Source organism: Sphingomonas palmae (assembly GCF_900109565.1).
GTDB classification, from domain to species: Bacteria; Pseudomonadota; Alphaproteobacteria; order Sphingomonadales; family Sphingomonadaceae; genus Sphingomonas; species Sphingomonas palmae.
This window is the reverse complement of sequence record NZ_FNZZ01000001.1, coordinates 13,890-34,148: the sequence shown is the minus strand read 5'-3', so window position 1 is coordinate 34,148 and position 20,259 is coordinate 13,890. Positions and strand designations below refer to the sequence as shown.

19 protein-coding genes are annotated in these 20,259 nt (G+C 67.1%); 13 read left to right on the top strand and 6 right to left on the bottom strand.

Annotation, left to right across the window (positions count from 1 at the left end; genetic code table 11):
* The first annotated feature begins 7 nt into the window (after positions 1-7).
* The gene (locus BMW51_RS00160; RefSeq protein WP_093002219.1) at positions 8-820 is read left to right on the top strand and encodes an SGNH/GDSL hydrolase family protein; all 813 of its coding nucleotides are present in this window, start codon (positions 8-10) and stop codon (positions 818-820) included.
* 263 nt (positions 821-1,083) lie between these two features.
* On the top strand, positions 1,084-3,264 hold the full coding sequence (locus tag BMW51_RS00155) for a xanthine dehydrogenase family protein molybdopterin-binding subunit (protein WP_425440958.1): 2,181 nt from the start codon (positions 1,084-1,086) through the stop codon (positions 3,262-3,264).
* Between the two features lie 105 nt (positions 3,265-3,369).
* Here the strand turns inward: BMW51_RS00155 and BMW51_RS00150 are convergent, their stop codons facing one another.
* Positions 3,370-4,659, bottom strand: coding sequence for a PQQ-dependent sugar dehydrogenase (locus tag BMW51_RS00150; RefSeq protein ID WP_093002215.1), 1,290 nt, complete (start codon positions 4,657-4,659; stop codon positions 3,370-3,372).
* A complete protein-coding gene (locus BMW51_RS00145) occupies positions 4,659-5,030 on the bottom strand; it encodes a DUF2231 domain-containing protein (protein ID WP_093002212.1) in 372 nt (123 codons plus the stop codon). The genes BMW51_RS00150 and BMW51_RS00145 overlap by 1 nt, the downstream gene beginning before the upstream one ends.
* 301 nt (positions 5,031-5,331) lie before the next feature.
* Here BMW51_RS00145 and BMW51_RS00140 point away from each other — a divergent pair, with 301 nt between their 5' ends.
* The 11 genes from BMW51_RS00140 to BMW51_RS00090 all read left to right on the top strand — a co-directional run bounded on the left by BMW51_RS00140 (position 5,332) and on the right by BMW51_RS00090 (position 17,898).
* Complete coding sequence (locus tag BMW51_RS00140; RefSeq protein WP_093002210.1) at positions 5,332-5,667, top strand: TfoX/Sxy family protein; 336 nt, start codon at positions 5,332-5,334, stop codon at positions 5,665-5,667.
* A 164-nt stretch (positions 5,668-5,831) separates the two neighbouring features.
* Positions 5,832-6,377: a TetR/AcrR family transcriptional regulator gene (locus BMW51_RS00135; protein ID WP_093002208.1), complete on the top strand. Its 546-nt coding sequence runs from the start codon at positions 5,832-5,834 to the stop codon at positions 6,375-6,377.
* A gap of 67 nt (positions 6,378-6,444) precedes the next feature.
* Entirely contained in the window at positions 6,445-7,668 is a 1,224-nt protein-coding gene (locus tag BMW51_RS00130) for an HlyD family secretion protein (RefSeq protein WP_093002206.1), read from the top strand.
* A 2-nt stretch (positions 7,669-7,670) separates the two neighbouring features.
* A complete protein-coding gene (locus BMW51_RS00125; RefSeq protein WP_093002204.1) occupies positions 7,671-9,254 on the top strand; it encodes an MDR family MFS transporter in 1,584 nt (527 codons plus the stop codon).
* The gene (locus tag BMW51_RS00120; RefSeq protein ID WP_093002202.1) at positions 9,254-10,729 is read left to right on the top strand and encodes an efflux transporter outer membrane subunit; all 1,476 of its coding nucleotides are present in this window, start codon (positions 9,254-9,256) and stop codon (positions 10,727-10,729) included. The genes BMW51_RS00125 and BMW51_RS00120 overlap by 1 nt, the downstream gene beginning before the upstream one ends.
* A 259-nt stretch (positions 10,730-10,988) precedes the next feature.
* Entirely contained in the window at positions 10,989-12,068 is a 1,080-nt protein-coding gene (locus tag BMW51_RS00115; RefSeq protein WP_093002200.1) for an L-dopachrome tautomerase-related protein, read from the top strand.
* An 8-nt stretch (positions 12,069-12,076) separates the two neighbouring features.
* Complete coding sequence (locus tag BMW51_RS00110; RefSeq protein ID WP_093002198.1) at positions 12,077-13,162, top strand: catalase family protein; 1,086 nt, start codon at positions 12,077-12,079, stop codon at positions 13,160-13,162.
* Complete coding sequence (locus tag BMW51_RS00105; protein ID WP_093002196.1) at positions 13,159-13,686, top strand: (2Fe-2S)-binding protein; 528 nt, start codon at positions 13,159-13,161, stop codon at positions 13,684-13,686. The genes BMW51_RS00110 and BMW51_RS00105 overlap by 4 nt, the downstream gene beginning before the upstream one ends.
* Positions 13,683-14,696 (top strand): FAD binding domain-containing protein, encoded by a 1,014-nt coding sequence (locus BMW51_RS00100; protein ID WP_093002194.1) that lies wholly within the window; start codon positions 13,683-13,685, stop codon positions 14,694-14,696. Before BMW51_RS00105 ends, BMW51_RS00100 begins: the two co-directional genes overlap by 4 nt.
* Positions 14,697-14,707: 11 nt before the next feature.
* On the top strand, positions 14,708-16,972 hold the full coding sequence (locus BMW51_RS00095; RefSeq protein WP_093002192.1) for a xanthine dehydrogenase family protein molybdopterin-binding subunit: 2,265 nt from the start codon (positions 14,708-14,710) through the stop codon (positions 16,970-16,972).
* Positions 16,969-17,898: an NADP-dependent oxidoreductase gene (locus tag BMW51_RS00090; RefSeq protein ID WP_093002190.1), complete on the top strand. Its 930-nt coding sequence runs from the start codon at positions 16,969-16,971 to the stop codon at positions 17,896-17,898. Before BMW51_RS00095 ends, BMW51_RS00090 begins: the two co-directional genes overlap by 4 nt.
* 10 nt (positions 17,899-17,908) lie before the next feature.
* Here the strand turns inward: BMW51_RS00090 and BMW51_RS00085 are convergent, their stop codons facing one another.
* From BMW51_RS00085 to BMW51_RS00070, 4 genes are read right to left on the bottom strand one after another with little or no spacing between them, the layout of a single operon-like run.
* Entirely contained in the window at positions 17,909-18,373 is a 465-nt protein-coding gene (locus BMW51_RS00085) for a hypothetical protein (RefSeq protein ID WP_143051770.1), read from the bottom strand.
* A 22-nt stretch (positions 18,374-18,395) separates the two neighbouring features.
* On the bottom strand, positions 18,396-19,268 hold the full coding sequence (locus tag BMW51_RS00080; RefSeq protein ID WP_093002186.1) for an SDR family NAD(P)-dependent oxidoreductase: 873 nt from the start codon (positions 19,266-19,268) through the stop codon (positions 18,396-18,398).
* Entirely contained in the window at positions 19,261-19,896 is a 636-nt protein-coding gene (locus BMW51_RS00075) for a cupin domain-containing protein (protein WP_218139351.1), read from the bottom strand. The genes BMW51_RS00080 and BMW51_RS00075 overlap by 8 nt, the downstream gene beginning before the upstream one ends.
* A 4-nt stretch (positions 19,897-19,900) precedes the next feature.
* On the bottom strand, positions 19,901-20,107 hold the full coding sequence (locus BMW51_RS00070; protein WP_245708208.1) for a hypothetical protein: 207 nt from the start codon (positions 20,105-20,107) through the stop codon (positions 19,901-19,903).
* Positions 20,108-20,259: the final 152 nt, after the last annotated feature.

Here is a 20,259-nt window from a genome sequence, read left to right as displayed (position 1 = left end):
GAACCGTGTGATCCTGCCCCTGATTGCCGCACTCGCTGCCGCTGCATCCGCCGGCCTTCCCGCCGGCAGCCGCTACGTCTCGCTCGGCAGTTCCTATGCCGCCGGGCCCGGAGTGGGCACACCCGATCCGGCAAGCGGCGCCTGTGGGCGATCGATGTCTAACTACGCCCGGCAAGTGGCGGCGCGTCGCCACCTTCGACTGGTCGACGCCGCCTGTTCTGGTGCAACGACCGCCAACATCCTCGACCATGGCCAGCACGGCTTCCCGGCACAGATCGCGGCGGTGACCTCCGACACACGATTGGTGACGGTCCTGATTGGCGGCAACGACATAGACTATGTCGGCAATCTCCGGGGGCTGACCTGCCGCGACACCGGCGGCGTCAATTGCCATGTCCGCGACGCAGGCGATGTCGAGGCCAGCCTCGCCGTACTTCCCGCCTCGCTCGACCGCGTGATCGCCGCCGTGCGGCAACGCGCCCCTGCAGCGCGGATCGTCCTCGTCGGCTATCTTCCCGCCATCTCGGCGAGTGGCCCGGGAAACTGCGCGGCGGTTCCGCTTACCCCGGACGACGCGGCGCGGATGCGTGGGGTGGCGATCCGCCTTGCCCAGGCGATTGGCGGCGCGGCCAAGCGCTATAGCGTTGGTGTCGTGCGCTCGACGCTGGTCGGCGAAAGACATGACGCATGCGCAGCGCAGCCTTTGGTCGCCGGCTTCCACCCCGCGGCCTATCCCGGATGGGCTACGCCCGTCCCATATCACCCGAACCAGTCTGGCATGGACGCAATAGCCGCCGCGCTCGACAAGGTTCTTGGTTGACGAGTGAGGCGACTGCTCTTGAGCTAAAGGTGCGGACCGAGGTCTGAGCAGACCCACAATCCGACATTCAAGCGAACTTGCGCCCACCACTTTCGGCCATTCGTTCACGTCTATGTGGCGTTTCACGCCCGAGTGCATTCAACCGGATCTCCTCGGCGAGATTGTCCTTGGCTGGCGAAAGTCAAAGGCGAACGAAGCCGCTTACGGGGCCGAGCTTGGTTGCCGGGCGTTCTCGCACCTCGTCTGTTGAGGGTTGTTTGCTGGTGACGGAGAAAATCGAAGCGACTGCGCTCCCGCACGCCGCAACCAAGCGTGTCGTGGCGAAGACTGGCCAACGCCACACCCGCATAGACGGGCCGTTGAAGGTTTGCGGACTTGCGGATTTTCCCGGCGACGTGTCGTTCGCCGGGATGGCTCACGCCGCTTTGGCGGTCAGCGCTATCGCTCGGGGACGGATGACGTCGATCATGCGCAGCGCCGCTCAGGCGATGCCCGGCGTGCTGATGATCCTGACGCACGAGGAGGTCGGCGACGCGATCGGTCCGGTCGATCACCTGATGGGAGGCGGCTGGGCGAATAGTAGTTGGCGTCCGCTGGCGTCGCCCGAGATCCGCTACGCGGGCCAGATCGTCGCGATGGTCGTCGCCGAAACGGCGGAGGTCGCGACCGCAGCCGCGGCCGCGCTTCGCTTCGGCTATGCCGGCCAGTCGCCCGTCGCCAGCCTGGCCGATCCGCGCTGCACAACCGAGCCATTGTCCGAGGTCAGCGCAGAGCACCACGACCGTCGCAAAGGCGATTTGGACGCCGCTCTGGCACGAGCCGCGGTGTGCGTCGATGCGCGCTACACGACACCGATCCAGCACCACAATCCGATCGAGCTGCCGAGCACGACCTGCATCTGGGATGGCGACGACCTGACCGTCTACGAGCCGACCCGCTATATCGGTGCCGCGCAGCACGGCCTGGCGGCGCAGCTCGGACTCGATCCCGCGCGAGTACGCGTGATCTCCCGCTTCATCGGCGGCCATTTCGGCTCCAAGCTCGCGCTGTCGCAGCACACCGCCATCTGCGCGCTGGCCGCACGCCGGCTCGGCCGGCCAGTCAGGTTGGAAGTCAGCCGACGCGACCAGTTCACGGTCGCGAACCACCGGACGGAGACGCATCACCGCCTCCGTCTCGGAGCCGCAGGCGATGGTCGCCTCATTGGGCTGGGACATGACGCCGCGACGGTGAGCTCGCGCTTCGACGATTTCGCGATGGAAGGCACCGACGTGTCCACCGCCCTCTACGGCGTCGAGACAGTGGCGGCGGAGGAACGGCTCGGCCGCGTCGATCGCAACACGCCGGGGCCGATGCGCGCGCCGCCGGAGGTGCCGTTCCTGTTCGCACTGGAAAGCGCGGTGGACGAGTTGGCGCACGCGCTGAAGATCGATCCGGTGGAACTCAGGCGGCGCAACGACACCGCAGTCGACCCGGTCACCGGCAAGGCGTTCACGACGCGTCCGCTGATGCGCTGCTTCGACGCCGCAGCCGCCGCATTCGACTGGTCGCGGCGATCGCAGCAGCCGCGCGCCACGCTACGCGATGGTTGGTGGGTGGGACATGGCTGTGCGGCGGCGGCGCGTCCGGCCAAGATCGGCCCTGTCGCGCTACGTCTCACGCAGGACCAATCCGGCGCGGTGCACGTCGAGACCGCGCATCACGAAATCGGCAACGGGCTCTACACCCTGCTCGCGACGATCGCGTCCGAGCGGTTGGGCGTCCCGATCGACCGGGTCACGGTATCGCTTGGCGACACTGCGCTGCCGCCTGCCGGCATCTCGGGCGGCTCCTCGACGACGACCAGCCTCGCCAACGCGCTTTCCGACGCGTGTACCGCATTGCTGCGCCAGCCGCAGGGCGCGCGCGCGGTTCGGCTCGACTGGCTGCCGCCCGGTGCAAAGCCCGGCGCGCTGGACGACCTCCATGCCGGGCACATCAAGCTCCTGACCTTGCCGGAGGACAAGCTCGCCTGGGCGTTCGGCGCACACATGGTCGAGGTTCACGTCCACGCGGCGACGGGCGAGGTTCGCGTCCAGCGCCACGTCGGCGCGTTCGCCGCGGGTCGCGTGCTCAACCCGCTTACCGCGCGCGGCCAGTATCTCGGCGGCATGGTCTGGGGTGTCGGCTCGGCGTTGCACGAGAAGACGGAGGTGGACCCGCGCACCGGTGTATACATGAACCGTGATCTCGCCGAGTATCTCGTTCCAACCGCCGCCGATATCGGCGAGCAGGTCGTGATCATGGTGCCCGACGAGGATATGGCGGTGAACTCGCAGGGCGTGAAGGGCTTGGGCGAACTCGGCATCATCGGCGTCGCGGCGGCGGTGGCGAACGGCGTGTTCAATGCAACGGGCGTGCGTGTTCGCGACCTGCCGGTCAGAGTGGAGGACACGCTCGGCTAGATCATGGTGTTGGGCGGACCCGCAAACGAGCGCCGGCAATCAGCGCTTCGCTCGTTTCGCCGATAGGAGAACCTATCGAGATCGGTGGTCGGTCGGACTGCTCTATCAGCGACCAGTGACACGCCAGATCGCGTTGCCGACATCGTCGGCGATCAGCAGCCCGCCGCGGCGGTCGATGGCGACGCCGACCGGCCGTCCCCGCGCCTTGCCGTCCGCGTCGACGAAGCCGGTGACGACATCGACCGGTTTCCCGCTCGGGCGACCGTTTGCGAAGGGGATGTAGACGACCTTGTACCCGTTCAGGTGACCCCGGTCCCAACTGCCATGCTCGCCGACGAAGGCGCCCGCGCGGTAAGCGGCCGGCATCGCCGCGCCGTAGGAGAACGCCATGCCGAGCGGCGCGACGTGCGAACTGAGCGAGTAATCGGGCATGACCGCGCGCGCGACCATGTCGGGGCGCTGCGGCCTGACGCGCGGATCAACGTGCTGGCCCCAGAAACTGTACGGCCAGCCGTAGAACGCGCCCGGCTGCACCGAAGTCATATAGTCGGGCACCAGATCGGGTCCGAGTTCATCGCGCTCGTTGACGACCGTCCAGAGCTGCCGCGTCGCAGGGTGGATCGACAGGCCGTTCGGATTACGCAAACCGGTCGCATAGTCGCGGTGCGCACCGGTTGCGCGGTCGACCTCCCAGATGCGCGCCCGGTCCTTTTCGGCCTCCATGCCGTTCTCGGTGATGTTGCTGTTCGATCCGATGCCGACGTACAGCTTGCTGCCGTCGGGGCTGGCGACGAGGCTCTTGGTCCAGTGATGATCGATCGGTCCGCCGGGCAGCGGGGTGAGTACCTGGCCGGGTGCGGCGATGCGGGTCTGCCCGGTCGTGTAGGGGAAACGCACGATCGCATCGGTATTGGCGACGTAGAGATCGCCTCCGACCAGCGCGACGCCGAACGGTGCATTCAGCCCGTCGATAAAGGTCGTGCGCAGGTCGGCGCGGCCGTCGTTGTTCGTGTCGCGCAGCAACGTGATCCGATTACCACCCTGGATCTTGGCGTGACCGAACCCTTGGATGAAGTTGACGACGATGTCCTTGGGCCGCGAGATCGGCTCGCTAGGTCCCTTAGGCTCGACTGCGAGTACGTCGCCGTTGGGCAGCACGTAGACCGACCGGACGTTCTTGAAACCGTCTGCGAACTTCGTAACGCGCAGCCCAGGCGCGACTTTCGGCATTGCTCCGTTCCAGGGTGTCACGCCTGCGACATGCATCGGCGGCATGAGATATTGCTGGATCGCGGGCAGCTGCGGATTGGGCCCGGTCTGCTGCTCGGGCGGCTCGCCACCCTTGGCGCAGGAAACCAGCAACAACGCCGAGCCGATGAGATATGCAGCACGCATCAGACACGCCTCGCGACGCTGTAGCCGTTCCAGCTCGTCATGAGAGTCAGCACGGCCGTGATCGCCGACAGAATCAGTCCGGTCGGCACCACCGATGTCCAGGCGTCGCGGCTGTGAATGAAGCCGTTGATGACCGCGAGGATGAAGGTCACGATCGTCAGAACGTTGTGCCAAGCCGAGGCATGTCGTCGTTTGCGCCGGGTGACCAGCGCATCGGCGATCCCCGCGATCGCCGCAACGATACCCATCACCACACCCGCTGCGATCAACCAGACGGAGAAGTTAGCCCATTGCATCTGCGCAGTGCGCGCATACGCGATGTCGGTCACTAGCGCCCCGATAAAGCAGGTGAGCGGAAAGGCGGCGAGCATGCCGTGGATCGGCTGCCACGCGGAGGCGCGGGGTCGCTGAGCGGCGGACGGGGTTGCGGCGGATACAGTCACACCTCGTTAACAATCGAGAAACATGTTTGTGCCGCTCTGACTGCTGGTCCGTAGATATGTTCGCGATTGAAGTCGCCCAAGAGCGTATCGGTATGACGCCAAGACCCACAATCAGCTGTTCAGCGCGACCTGAGTCTTTCCCGAGAGCGGTCGCTCGTTCACCGCGTTGACGACCCAGACGATCGGCGTTCCATTGCCCGCGTCAGCGCTCGTCTGTTAGGCTTTGTCTATGCCGACGCAGCGACGCACAATCGATTTCCTGCTTGAACAGGCGACCGGCATCGACGGGGTGACTGCCAAGCCCATGTTCGGCGAGTACGGGGTCTACGTCGACGGCAAGATGATCGGCTCGGTTTGCAACGATCAACTATTCGTCAAGTCGACGGTATCAGGCCGCGCTCATGGCGAACCGGTGTCGGACTCACCGCCGTATCCAGGCGCCAAACCGCAGATGCTGATTGCGGCGGATCGATGGGACGATGCCGAATGGTTCTGCGAACTGCTGCGCGTCACGGCGGCTGAACTGCCGACACCCAAGGCTCGGAAGTCGAAGCGAGGTACGTAAGCTTCCGCAGCGGACTGGACCCACTTGCAGTCATAGCTGGGATAAAAGCGGACGCATCGAAGCGATTTTCGTTCAGATAGGCGGTAAAGCGCAGTGTAGGACGATTGTTCAGCAAATTAAGACTGTCGGTGTAGGCTTGATCACGCAGCCGTAGAGGAACCCAGTTGCGCAAAGACGCGAAACTCCGCCGCGAGGCACTGATCGCCGCCGCGGCTGACCTCTTCCTGGAACGCGGTTTCACCGTCGCGCTGGAGGAGATCGCCGCGCGTGCTGGAGTTGGTCGCGGCACCCTTTATCGAAACTTTCCGGACCGCGAGGCGCTCGCCATCGCAGTGTTCGAGCAGAGCCTTGTCACGATCGAGGAGGTTGCCGCACGCGAGAAGATCGCGCTCCGTGACGCCCTCATCTCGCTGGTTCGCAGCGGGGCCACGCCGCGGGCGGTATACGCCCGGATCGCCGAGGACCTAACCGGTGAAGGTACCAGCGAGCCGCTGCGTGCGCTCGGGCAGCGTTTTGCCACCGCGCTCACGCCCCTGGTCGAGCACGCCAAGCGCAGCGGCGAGTTGCGCGCCAACGCCACCGTTCACGACGTTCTGCTGGCCCTGCGCATGCTCGCGGGCCTGCTGCCCGTCTCGCGGCTCTCGTCTGAAGGCGAAGAACAGGTGCAGTCAGCGCTCGACATCATCTTCCGCGGCTTGTCGCCGAGCTAGAAACCGGACGCTATTGTCCGCTTATACGCAACGTCCTATTTGACCACCTTCACTGCGGCGAGCGGAAATGACGGACAAGCAGCTAAACGAGGTATCGAGCGCTCCGCGTGTTGACGACGAGAAATATCGAAGCGCGAGCAACGGTGCCGCGCAGCAGGAACCTGCCGACCTGGACGAAGCGCCCAAGCGCAAAGGCCTGTCCAGTCGTGCCAAGCTGATCCTGCTGGCGATCGCGGCGGTGCTGCTGGTCGCGGGGGCGATGTGGTTCATTCGCTACGAGAACCACGGCAAGTACCTGCAGGAAACAAACGATGCGACGGTGCAGGCTGACATGGTGGTCGTCTCGCCCAAGGTCGCGGGCTACGTTGCCGACGTCTACGTGACCGACAACCAGGACGTTCGCGCCGGCCAGCCGCTGGTGCGGATCGACCCGCGCGACGCGGAAGCCAAGGCGGCGCAGGCACGCGCGCAGGTCGGCGTCGGCGTGGCACAGGCGGATAGCGCGCGCGCGCAGATCCGCGAGCAATACGCCGCGATCGACCAGGCCGAGGCGCAGCTCGCGCAGGCTCGCACCAAGGCGGCGCACGACGCCGCCGAGGTCGCGCGCTACCGCCCGCTCGCCGCGTCGGGTGCGGAAACGCGCGAGAAGCTGGCGCAGTTGGAGGCGACCGCGCGCCAGTCCGCGCAGGAGGTCGCCGCGCAAGCAGCGGCGGTAGAGGCGCAGCGTCGCCGCGTCGGCTCGATTGAGGGGCAGGTGCAGCAGGGGCTGGCGCAGGCGCAATCGTCGCGCGCGCAGCTTGCCAGCGCGAACGTCGACCTGGGCGCAACCGTGGTCAAGGCCGCAATCGCGGGGCGGATCGGCGACAAGACGGTGACGATAGGCCAGTACGTGCAGACCGGTACGCGGCTGATGTCGATCGTACCGCTCGACAAACTCTATATCACCGCGAACTTCAAGGAAACGCAGCTCGCGCTGATGCGCCCAGGTCAGCCGGTGTCGATCCACGTCGACGCGCTCGACGGCATCGACCTGAAGGGGCGGGTCGCCAGCTTCTCTCCCGGCACCGGCGCGCAGTTCTCGATCCTGCCTCCGCAGAACGCGACGGGCAATTTCACCAAGATCACGCAGCGCGTGCCCGTTCGTATCTCGATCGAGGCGACCCCGGCGGTGCGACGCCTGCTGGTGCCCGGCCTATCAGTGACGGTGACGGTGAACACGATCAGCGCCAAGGATGATCTCGACCGGCTTCGCGAGCAGCAGGAGCAAGTCGACAAGCGGGAGCGCCGCTGACGATGGCGAGCGCGGCGCCTGCGTCCGGCCATCGCACGGCACCCGCGCGCGGCGAGCGCGCCGACGCGATCGCGTGGCTGGCGGTCGCGGCGGGGACGCTCGGCGCGATGATGGCGACGCTCGACATCTCGATCGTCAATTCCGCGCTGCCGACGATCCAGGGGGAGATCGGCGCCAGCGGCACCGAGGGTACGTGGATCGCCACCGCCTACCTGGTGGCGGAGATCGTCATCATTCCGATGGCGGCGTGGCTCCAACGGCTGCTCGGATTGCGCACGTTCCTGTTGATCGCGGCCGGGCTGTTCACCGCCTTCTCCGTGGTGTGCGGCGTGTCGTCGACGCTGACGATGATGATCGTCGGGCGCGTCGGGCAAGGGTTCACCGGCGGCGCGATGATCCCAACCGCGCAGACGATCATCGCGCAGCGCCTGCCGCCCGCGCAGCAGCCGATCGGGATCAGCGCGTTCGGCATCACCGCGATCCTGGGCCCCGTGCTCGGCCCGCTGATCGGTGGCTGGCTGACCGAGAATATCAGCTGGCACTACGCCTTCTTCCTTAACGTGCCGATCTGCGGCATCCTGGTCACGCTGCTGCTCGTCGGATTGCCGCACGAGAAGGCGAAGCTGCACCTGCTCGGCGAGGCCGACTGGACGGGCATCCTGGGCCTCGCGCTCGGCCTCGGCGGCTTGACCGTCTTCCTGGAGGAAGGTCAGCGCGAGCAGTGGTTCTCGTCCGAGCTGATCCGCGTCATGTTCGCCGTCATGCTGGTCGGCTTCGCGTGTATCGCGTGGGGACAAGTTTATGCGCGGCGACCGATCATCAAACTGTCGCTGCTGCTCGACCGGCAGTTCGGCTCGGTCGCGCTGATGGGCGTGGTGCTCGGCATGGTGCTGTACGGCACCAGCTACGCGATTCCGCAATTCCTCGCCGGCCTGGCGGGGTATGACGCGCTGCAATCGGGCAAGGTGGTGTTGCTGTCGGGCATCCCCAGCCTGTTCATGATGGTGCTGGTGCCGCTCCTGCTGCGCACGATCGACATTCGCCTGGCGGTCGGCGCCGGGCTGGTCATCATGGCGGTGGCCGCACTGCTTGACGCGAACCTGACCGCGCAATCCGCCGGGCACGACTTCACCGCCAGCCAGCTGCTGCGCGGCGTGGGACAGATCCTGACGATGCTGTTCCTCAGCCAGGCGGTGGTGCGCTCGGTGCCGCCAGCCGACGCGGGCGACGCGTCGGGACTGTTCAACGCGGTGCGCAATCTCGGCGGCAGCTTCGCGCTCGCCGGCATCGCGATCCTGCAGGATCAGCGCGTGTGGCTCCACTCGCGGCGGATGGAGGAAACGCTGAACGCGAACAGCGTCGCGGTGCAGGATTACGTCGGCGGGCTGGGTTCGGTGATCGGGCAGACCGGTAGCCCGGCGGGCGGCGGCATCGCGCTGCTCGCGCAGCAGATCGGGCGCGAGGCGCTGGTGATGACCTACAACGACATCTTCTGGATCATGGGGGTGGGCACCTTCGCGGTGCTGCCGCTGGTCCTCTTCCTGAAGCCGCTGCCCAAGCGCGCCGGCCCTGCAATGGTGCATTGATGCGACACTTGGCCCTTCTCGCCGCCACGACGCTTGCCGGCTGCACCGTTGGCCCGAACTATGCCGGACCGCCGGCGGTCGCGAGCGACGCGGCGGCGCGCGGCACGTTCGTGCGTGCGAACGACGCCGCGCTGACGCCCACACCTGGGCTGGCGCGGTGGTGGGACGCGCTGGGCGATGCGCAGCTCACCGCATTGGTCGATCAGTCGCTGGCGAACAGTCCCACGATCGACCAAGCGACCGCGCGCATCCGCGAGGCGCAGGCATTACTCTCGCAGCAGCGCGCAAGCCGGTACCCGTCCATCTCCACCAACCTCAGCTACCTTCACGCGCAGCTGCCCGGAAGCAGCCTGACGGGTGCTGGCGGCGATGGCGCTGCCCAGGGCGGAACGGGACAGCAGCAGGCGCCCTCGTCTCTCCAGATCGACAACTTCAATCTCGGCCTCACCGCCTCGTGGGAGCCCGACCTGTTCGGCGCCAAGCGCCGCGGCGTCGAACAGGCGCGCGCAATGATCGAGGCGCGCTTCGCCGATCTGGCCGACGCGCAGGTCAGCCTGTCGGCACAGGTCGCGCAAGCCTACGTCAACTTGCGCGACGTACAGGCGCGTATTCAACTGAATGACCGCTCGGCGCAATTGCAGCAGCGGCAGGTCGCGTTGGCGCAACAGCGTTACGATCGCGGCACCGCCTCCCTGCTAGATGTCGAGCGGTTGCAGAACCAGCTCGAGAGCACGCGCGCGGACGCCATCCCGCTCGCCGCGCAGCGCGACGGCTACCTGAACGAGCTGGCGGTCTATACCGGGCGTACGCCGGGCGCGCTCGACGCCGTGCTGACGCCGGGCGCGCCCGTGCCGCTCCCGCCCGCGAGCGTTCCGATCGGCGATCCCGCCGCGCTGATCGCGCAGCGCCCCGACGTGCGATCGGCGGAGCGCGCGCTGGCGGCGAACACTGCCGCGATCGGCGTTAACAAGGCCAAGGAACTGCCCGGAGTGCGGCTGCTCGGGCTGCTTGGTCTCGGAGGCAGCAGTCCGGGCGACATCTTCGACTTCGGCAAGCTCACCACGCTTGCGGCGCCCATGCTGAGCTACAACCTGCTCGATTTCGGCGCCGCGCGCGCCAAGACGCGACAGGCCGAGGCGCAGCGCGACACCGCCGACGCGCAGTATCGCCAGACGGTGCTCGACGCGCTGCGCGACGCCGAGGACGCGCTGTCCCGCTTCGGAAACACGCGCGCACAATTGGGGCAACTAGGCCGCGCGGAAGCGAGCGCCGCGCGCGCCGCGCGGCTCAATGCGCAGCGAGTGTCGGCCGGTACCAGTACCGTCTCCGAACAGCTCGACATCGAACGCCAGCAGCTGTCGGCGGCGATCGCGGTGGCGCAGACGAAGGCCCAACTGACCAACGCTTTTATCGCGGTGAATAAGGCCTTGGGGCTCGGGTGGAACACGCAGACAACGAGAATGCAGAAATTGTAGTCAGAGCAAGTTGACCCAAAGTCAGTCATTCGGGGACGTTTCACGACTCACCAACGTCTGCCATTCATTCATCATGATTACCGACGCGGTTTTTGACGGCTGACGGAGCAGTCGCGCGTCACGATCGTTCGAACTGATTGGACGCTCCGATGTTGAAATGACGCTAAGTGGCTGTTTAATATTGGCCAAGGATGTGGAGCGTGGGAACGAGGCGCGCTTGGCAGGTGTTCTTAGCTCTACTTGAGAGCGGAGCATCTAAATGGAAGACGCCAGCCCTACCCTCCTGTCTCGCGCCAAGGAGGCCATCGGCCTTGCCGGGCCGCTGACGGAGGTAGCATCCTTCGATCATCAGGTGACTGGCGTAGCAGTCGCCAGGGACGGGCGGCGGTTCGTCAACTTCCCGCGTTGGACAGACGACGCGCCGATCTCAGTGGCGGAGGTGATGGAGGACGGGACGCTCAAGCCCTACCCTGACGAGAAGTGGAACAGCTGGCGCAACGCCAAGGCCAATGAGATGCCGGTCGCCGACTATTTCGTTTGCGTCCAGTCGATCGTGCCCGATGGACACGGCAACCTGTGGGTGCTCGACCCCGGCGCACCCGGCAACGAGAAGATTCTCCCCGGCGCGCCCAAGCTGGTGAAGATTGACCTTGCCGCCAACGCGGTGACCAAGGTCATTCCCGTCGCCGAGGACGTGGCGTTGCAGGGGACCTACCTCAACGACATCCGCTTCTCGCCTGACGGCAAGACGGGTTACATCACCGACAGCGGCACGCGTGGCGCGATCATCGTCGTGGACTTGGAGAGCGGCGACGGTTGGCGAGCGCTCGACGGGCATCCGTCGACTCAGATCGACAAGTCGGTGACCGTCGCTATCGAGGGCAAGCCGCTGCGCCGTCCCGACGGCCGCCAGCCCGACTTCGCTTCCGACGGTATCGCGATCTCGAACGACGGCCGGACGCTCTACTACCAGGCGCTGACCGGCGAGACGCTCTACTCGATCGACACGTCGCTGCTGGACCGGAATGTGGATGAGGATCGTCGCGGCGCGGGCGTGAATATCGTGGCGCGGACCCACGTCGCCGACGGGTTGTGGATGAGCAAGGCCGGCGTGCTCTATCTCACCTCGCCCACCGACTATTCGGTCAAGCGGCTGGCCGAAGGCGGCGTGGAGACGGTGCTGACCGACCGCCGGCTCCGCTGGCCGGACACCTTTTCCGAGGGGTCGGACGGGACAATGTATCTCACGGCGAGCCATATCCAGGACACGCAGTGGTTCACACCCGGCGCGCCGCCGTCGATCAAGACCCAGCTCTTCTCCTTCCCGCCGGTCCAATAAGGCACGCCATGACTTATCTGCGCTACAGCGACGACGTCGAGACCCTAGAAGATGGCGAGCAGGAGTCGATCGACGGCATCATCAAGGGCATGACTCAGGAAAGCGAGATCGTCGAGAAGCGCGAGGGGCATGCCGTGCGCGCCAGCCATGCCAAGAGCACGGCCTGCGTCCTCGGCGAGATGACGGTGGCGGACGACCTACCGCCCGAACTCGCGCAGGGGCTGTTCGCCTCGGGCGGCACCTTCCAGGTCGCGGTTCGCTTCGCGCAAGGGCCGGGAGAGAACCTCGGCGACCGCGTCTCCACCCACCGCGGCATGGCGATCAAGGTGTTCGGGGTGGAGGGCGAGAAGCTGCCCGGTCACGATGCGCCGACCCAGGACTTCGTCTTTGCCAGTGGCCCGACCTTCCCGGCCGGCACCGCCGCGGGCTTTCTCAGCCAGGCCAAGAAGATCGGCGCGACGACCCCAATGCCCGAGGGCGTGAAGAGCGCCGCCTCGTCGATCACGCGCAATATCAACAAGGTGCTGAACGCCGTCGCTGGCGGGCCGAGCCCGACGCTCGACTTCTACGGCCACCCGTTCAGCCACCCGCTCGACGACTACTATTTCAGCCAGTGTCCGATGCGGTTCGGCGACTATGTCGCCAAGCTCGGCACCTTCCCCGCCTCGACCTACCAGGACGCGCTCGACGACTGGCAGCTCGATCCCCACCAGGACGAGGACGGCTTCCGCCACGCGGCGATCGACTATTTTAGCGAGCACGACGCCGTCTTCGACCTGCGCGTGCAGCTCTGGGCCAACGCGGAGACGCAGCCGATCGAGGATGCCTCGATCGAGTGGCCCGCACAGGACAGCCAGTATCGCACCGTCGCGACCATCCGCCTGCCGCGCCAGAGCGCCTACAGCCCGGAGCGCGTCCGCTACTTCGACGAGGTGATGACGTTCCGCCCCGCGCACAGCCTGGCGGCGCATCGTCCGCTCGGCGGCGTGATGCGTGCGCGCCTCCAGGTCTATCAGGCGCTCAGCGACTTTCGCCACCGCGAGAACCGCGTCGCCGCCGCCAACACGGCATCTATCGAGGAGATTCCGGCATGAACGACGCCGTGACCATCGACCGCGAGGCGGCGGTGCGCGTCGCCGCGCGCCCGATCGCGACGCTGCCGTTGTCGCTCACGATCAACGGCGAGGCGCGCGAGCTCCAGGTCGAGCCGTGGACGACGCTGCTCGACCTGTTGCGCGACAAGCTCGACCTGACTGGCACCAAGAAGGGCTGCGACCACGGCCAGTGCGGCGCCTGCACCGTACTGATCGATGGCCGCCGGATCAATTCCTGCCTGAAGCTGGCGGTGTCGGTGGATGGGGCGGAGATCACCACCATCGAGGGACTTGGCCAGCCGGGCGAGCTCCACCCGCTCCAGGCCGCGTTTATCGAGCACGACGCGTTCCAGTGTGGCTATTGTACGCCGGGCCAGATCTGCTCCGCGCAGGGCCTCATCAACGAGGGACACGCCAAGGATCGGCAGGACGTGCGCGAGCAGATGAGCGGCAACCTGTGCCGCTGCGGCGCCTACACCAACATCGCCGACGCGGTGCTCGAGGTAATGGAGAAGCAGGCATGATCCGCTTCGACTATGCCAGGCCTAGTGACGTCGCCGAGGCGGTCCGCGATGGCGCAGGCGACCACGTCGCCTATCTGGCGGGCGGCACCAACCTCATCGATCTGATGAAGGAGAACGTCGCCCGGCCGCTGGAGGTGGTCGACATCAACCGCCTGCCGCTGGCACGGATCACCGATCTCGACGACGGCGGTCTCCGGCTCGGCGCGCTCGCGACCAACGCCGACACCGCCTACGACGAGCGGGTCCAGGCACGCTATCCGCTGCTCGCCTCCGCGATCCTGGCGGGCGCGTCGCCGCAGCTGCGCAACGCCGCGACTAACGGCGGCAACCTCAACCAGCGCACCCGCTGCTATTATTTCTACGACGTCGACACGCCCTGCAACAAGCGCGTGCCCGGCCAGGGCTGCGGCGCGATCGGCGGGGTCAACCGCATCCATGCCATCCTGGGCGCGAGCGACCGGTGCATCGCGACGCACCCCTCCGACATGTGCGTCGCGCTCGCCGCGCTGAAGGCGCAGGTGCAGGTGACGGGGCTGGAGGGCGACCGGGCGATCGCCTTCGACGACTACCACCGCCTCCCCGGCGACGAGCCGTGGCGCGACAACAATCTGAAGCAGGGCGAGCTGGTCACCGCCATTGACCTGCCGGCGGAAGACTTCTCGACCAACTACACCTACCTCAAGCTGCGCGACCGGCTGTCCTATGCCTTCGCGCTCGTGTCGGTGGCGGTGGCGATGCGGCTGGAGGAGGGCCGGATCGCTGACGTCCGGATCGCGCTCGGCGGTGTCGCGCACAAGCCATGGCGCCGGATCGAGGCGGAGGAGGCGATCAAGAACGAGCGTCCCTCTGACACGGTGTTCGACACCGCCGCCAGCGCGCTCCTCGCCGGCGCGGTCGGCCAGGGCGACAACAGCTTCAAGATCGGGCTCGCCCACAAGGCGATCGTTCGCGCGCTGAACCAGGCCGCCGCGGGCACGCCGCAGTCACAGACCGACAAGCGCATTCGCTGAGGATCATCACCATGAACGCTCCCCACAAGGTCGGCATCGGCACCCCCCTCGCCCGCGTCGACGGTGCCGACAAGGTGACTGGTCGCGCGAAATACGCGGCCGAGTACGCGGTGCCCGACCTTCTCTACGGCGTCGCTGTCCCTGCGCGCATCGCCAGGGGCCGCATCGCGTCGATCGACGATGCCGCCGCCCGTGCGGTGCCGGGTGTGGTCGAGGTGATGACGCACGAGAACCGGCCCAAGCAAGCGTGGCTCGACCATAGCTGGAAGGACGAGCTCAGCATCCCGGGCGACCCGTTCAAGGCGCTCCACGACGACCGCGTCCTGTTCGCCGGCCAACCGGTCGCGCTGGTGGTCGCCGAGACGTTCGAGGCCGCCCGCTTCGCCGCCGGCTTGGTCGAGATCGACTACGAGGTGGAGGCGCACAACGTCGACTTCGACACGTCGCTCGCCGAGAAGTTCCTGCCGCCCAAGGGCATGCGCCGCAACACCTATCACCCGCCCAAGGCGCGCGGGGACGCGGACGCGGCGTTCGATGCCGCGGCGCTCAAGGTGTCGGGTGACTACCGCCTCGCGACCGAGCACCACAATCCGATGGAGATGCACGCCTCCACCGTCGAATGGCACGGCGACGGCAAGATCACGGTCTACGACAAGGTTCAGGGATCGCAGAACACGCAAGGGTATCTCGCCGGCGCGTTCAAGCTGTCCAAGAAGGACGTCCGCGTCGTTAACGCCTATGTCGGCGGCGGTTTCGGCTCGGGGCTGAGGCCGCAGTGGCAGGTCCAGCTTGCGACGATGGGCGCGATCCTGCTCGAACGCTCGGTCCGCGTCGTTATGACCCGGCAGCAGATGTTCTATCACGCGCATCGGCCCGAATGCACTTACGAGATCCGACTCGGCGCCGAGCATACCGGCAAGCTCACCTCGATCTACGGCGACGCCACCACCTCGACCTCGCGGTTCGAGAACAACATGGAGGATATCGTCACCTGGGGGATGATGAACTACGACTGCCCCAACGCCGAGGGGCACTACACGATCGCGCCGCGCGATACCTACACCTCGGCCGACATGCGCGCGCCGGGTGCCGCGACTGGCATGGCGCTGTTCGAGATCGCAATTGACGAGATGGCGTACGAGGCCAAGGTCGACCCGCTCGAGTTCCGCATGGTCAACTACTCCGAGACCGAGGCGATGAACCAGGTCCCGTTCACCTCCAAGGCACTGCGCGAGGCCTATCGCGAGGGCGCGGAGCGGTTCGGCTGGGCGGAGCGCTCCCCGGAGCCGCGGTCGATGAAGGAAGGTCGCGAGCTGGTCGGCTGGGGCGTCGCCACCGGCATGTGGGACGCGCAGTTCTCCAAGACCTCGGCGCGCGCGCGGCTGTCGGCCAACGGCGACCTCGAAGTGGCGAGTGCCTCGTCCGACATCGGTACGGGAACCTACACGGTGATGACGCAGGTCGCTGCCGATACGCTGGGCCTGTCACCCGATCGCATTACCGCGCGGCTCGGCGACAGCGATCTGCCGACCGCACCGGTCGAGGGCGGATCGTGGGCAGCGGCGTCGACCGGAGCCGCGGTGCAGCTCGCCTGTCGCAGCGTCGCCGAGAAGCTGTTCAAGGCGGCAGACGAGGTCGAGAACCGGCCGCTATGGGGGGCCAAGTCGATCGACGACCTCGACTTTGTTAACGGCGAAATGGTCCTCAAGAGCGATACCACCAAGCGCGTCAGCTTGACCGACGCGATGCGCGCGGGCGGACTGGACGTGATCGAAGTGGAGGAGACCGCCAAGCCCGGCCTCTTCGATATGGTCTCGATGGCGAGAAAGGCGCGCAACACGCACAGCGCGGTGTTCGTCGAGGTGCGCGTCGACGAAGTGCTCGACCAGGTCCGCGTCACCCGCGTCGTCAACGCGGTGGCCGCGGGACGCATCATCAATCCCCGCACCGCGCGCAGCCAGATCCTTGGCGGCGTCGTGATGGGGATCGGCATGGCCCTGCACGAGGAGACGTTCATCGATGCGACGCTCGGCCGTTGGATGAACCACAACTATGCCGAGTATCACGTCCCCGCCCATGCCGACATCGAGGACATCGACGTAATCTTCGTCGACGAACCCGATCCCGAGGTCACGCCGCTCGGCGTCAAGGGACTGGGCGAGATCGGCATCGTCGGTACCGCGGCCGCCGTCGCCAACGCGATCTTCCACGCGACGGGCAAGCGCATCCGCTCGCTGCCAATTACGATCGACAAGCTGCTGGAGGTCGCACCATGACCGTCACTGCCGTCCGCGTGCACCGCTTCACTGAACCCGAGACGCTGCGGATCGAGCGCATCGCCGCCCCCACGCCCGAACCAGGCAGTGCGGTCGTCCGAGTGGAGGTCGCCAGCGTCAACCCAGTCGACTGGAAGACCGCCGAGGGCAAGTACGCGCCGGTCGGCGAGGACAAGCTGCCGATCGTGTTAGGCCGCGATCTCGCCGGCACGATCGCCGAGGTTGGCAACGACCTAGACGGCTGGTCGGTCGGCGACCGGGTCTGCGCGTTCATCGACCAGGCGCGCGGGGCGCAGGCCGAGCAGGTGCTCGTCACCGCGGGCGAGCTGGTCCGCATCCCTGACGGCATCGAGAGCGAGGTCGCGGGCGCGTTGCCGCTCGCGGCGATGACCGCGTGGCAGGGCCTGTTCGATCATGGCGAGCTTCGGGAAGGTCAGCGGGTGCTGATCCACGGCGCGGCCGGGGGCGTCGGCCATCTCGCCGTCCAGTTCGCGCGCTGGAAGAACTGCACGATCTTCGCCACCGCCTCCGGCGACGACCTCGACTTCGTCCGCGCGCTCGGCGCCGACACCGCGATCGACTACGAGGCGGAGCGCTTCGAAGACATCGCAACCGACCTCGACCTCGTCTTCGACACGCAGGGCGGCGAGACGCAGCAGCGGTCGTTCACCACGCTGAAGCCCGGCGGCATCCTCGTCTCCACGCTGGAACCCGACGAGGCCGCAGCGGCGGCGCACGGCGTGCGCACCGTGCCGCGCTGGCACGCGACACCCGACGCCGCCGCGCTCGGGCATGTTCTCGACCTCGTTGCGCAGGGAACGGTCCGGGTCGAGATCGCCCGTCGTTTCGGTCTGGACGACGTGGAGGCGGCGCACCGCTTCGCCCGCACCGATCACCCCCGTGGCAAGGTCGTCCTCACCGTCTGACGAACCCGCTTCAGGCGCGCGCGGCGAGCTTCGCCCCCGCCGCGGTCGCCAGACCGAAGGCGACGTGATTGGCGGCGTGCATCCCGATTGTGCCCGCGTCCGCCGCCCATTCCGGCTTCTTGACGCCGAGCAGCGGCCCGGCGATCCATTGCATGGCCGCGTAGAACGCAAGCCCGAACAACGCGCCCGAGGGGATCACCGCAGCCTCCTCGTCGACCGCCGCAGCGAACGCCGCACCGGCTGCTGCTGATAGCAGCAGGTGACCGCTTTGGATCACCGCCTGCTCGGTCGCGTCGGGCAACCGGTCGGCCGGCGGCACCGGGTGGACGCCGAGCCGGTGCGCACTGGTCCGTTCCAGGTCGGCGAGCTCCGACGGCTTGCCGCTCTTCCGCTCGCCCGCGATCATCAGGGCGGTGATGCCGAGGCCCGCGACGAGCCCACCCGCCATCGCGCCGGCCATCCGTCGTCCGTTCATCCCGTTCTCTCTTCTCTTCCCGTCAGGCCGCGCCGTGGGCGCTGTCGCCGCCGGTCACCGAATAGGTGCCGCCGCTCGCCATCCTAGCCGCGTCGGAGGCGAGGAAGACGACCATCGGCGCGACGTCGGCAGGGTCGATCCACGGCACGCCGAGCGGCGTCTTGGCGATCATCGCCTGCCTGGCCAGTTGCTCGTCCTTCGCCTCGTTCCCCGTCGGCTGCTTGCCGCCGTCCTCGATCGCCTGCGCGTAGCGATCCTCGTGCCGGGTCAGCGCGGTATCGATCAGCCCGGGGATCAGCGCGTTAACGGTGATGCCATACTCGCCGAACTCCAGCGCAGCGGACTTCATCAACCCGATGATACCCCATTTCGACGCCGAATAGGCCGCGCCGTGCTTGGTGCCGTGCTGCCCCTGCGTCGAGCTGGTGACGATGATCCGGCCGTGGCCTGTCACCTTCGCCCGGTCGCGGATCGCCGGCGCGAAGGCGCGCAACGTGTTCATCGTGCCGGTCAGGTTGACGTCGATCTGATCGTGCCAATCGATGTCCTCCATCTCCAGGATCGGCTTGAACGCCTGGATGCCGGCATTGGCGAAGAGGATGTCGATCTGCCCGAACGTCTCGACGACCTTGACGGCGGCGTCGCGGAGCGCCGGCAGGTCGCGCTGGTCGAGCGTGATCGCCAGCCAGCGTCGCCCCGCCGCCTCGACCGCGCGGCCGGTCGCGGAGAGTTCGTCGGGCGTCGCGGGCGCCAGGTCGAGGATGGGACTGATCGGCCCGGCGATGTCGATCCCGACCACGTCGGCGCCCGCCTTCGCGAGCGCCTCGGCCGCGGCTCGGCCGATCCCTCGCGCCGCTCCGGTCACCACAGCCACCTTGCCCGACAGATCAGCCATTCGCCGGCTCCTTGTTCTTGGATGCGATCACGACTCGATCGCGGTTCTTGGGGATCGCCTTGAACGTGTCGGCGGGCACGCCGAAGATCGCGCCGAGCACATCGGGCGGGATCGCCGACAGTGACTCCACCAGGCCGATGTCGTCGTCCGGCTCGGCCACGCTGGTGTTGAAGACAATAAGGACGACGAGGTCCTCGGTGTCGCTGGCGTTCTCGAAATAGTGGAAGTGGCCTTGCGGCGCAAAAACGAGGTCGCCAGCCTTGCCCTCGAACGCGTCGCCGGTGCCGCCCGGCCCGACCAGGCTCCAGCGGACCCGGCCCGAAATGACGAAGTTCATCTCCCACGCCGACGGGTGCCAGTGCGGCTCGCGCACCCCGCCCGGGGCGAGCCGCGCCAGGTAGACTGATCCCTGCTGCCCCTTCAGCACTGACCAGTTGTCGGCAACCGCTCCGCGCAGGTCGCCACCGTCGAAGCGGCTCGGCGCCGCGCCCGCGAGGTGGAACAGGTGCTGATGCGTCGGATCGGCACCGCCGCCATCGGTCATCGCGAAGCTCGGCTTGCCGCCGGGTTCGCTGGCGGCGTGATGCACCGCGGCGTTGTCAGCCGCCTGCGTGTCGAGATCATCCATCGGTTCAGCGCCACTCGACGCGGACGGCCATGAAGGCGACCGGTAGCGGCTGACCGTCCGCGACTTTGCCGGGCCAAGAAGCAGCGTTGGCAAGCGTCGAGGCAATCGCATGCTCCTCATCGGGACTGTCGACTGGCAGCACCAACTCCTGTCCGCTCGCCGGGTCCTGCGCCGGGTCGAAGCGGCGGATGGTGACGTCGAACTTCGTCAACTCGTCCGCGTTTCGGACAGGCGTTGGTGCCGAAGGGCTCATGCGGCGTCGACCATCGCGCGCGTCAGCAAGGCCTTGCCGATCGCACAGACGGTTTCTGTCTCATAACTCAGTGCATCGGTCGCCATCGGTCTCTCCTGTTTCAGCGGCGC